Below are 281 nucleotides of genomic sequence, written 5' to 3' on the forward strand. Positions count from 1 at the left end.
TAGGCCGCGAGCTCATCTTGCACCGAAAAAACTTTCCAACCACCACACTAAAGGCAGTTCATATCCGGTATTAGACCCAGTTTCCCAAGCTTATCCCAGAGTGCAAGGCAGATCACCCACGTGTTACTCACCCGTTCGCCACTCGAGTACCAGTGCAAGCACTGGCCTTTCCGTTCGACTTGCATGTGTTAAGCACGCCGCCAGCGTTCGTCCTGAGCCAGGATCAAACTCTCCACAAAAAAGGCCGTGAAAAGCCCAAACCTAGACAAACAGACAAACCA

At 51.6% G+C, this 281-nt stretch carries 1 rRNA gene; it reads right to left on the reverse strand.

Annotation, left to right across the window (positions count from 1 at the left end):
* Window positions 1-239 (reverse strand): 16S ribosomal RNA (locus HMPREF2781_RS06285); the annotation flags it as partial.
* Between the last annotated feature and the right edge of the window lie 42 nt (window positions 240-281).

Source organism: Corynebacterium sp. HMSC062A03 (assembly GCF_001811145.1).
GTDB classification, from domain to species: Bacteria; Actinomycetota; Actinomycetes; order Mycobacteriales; family Mycobacteriaceae; genus Corynebacterium; species Corynebacterium aurimucosum.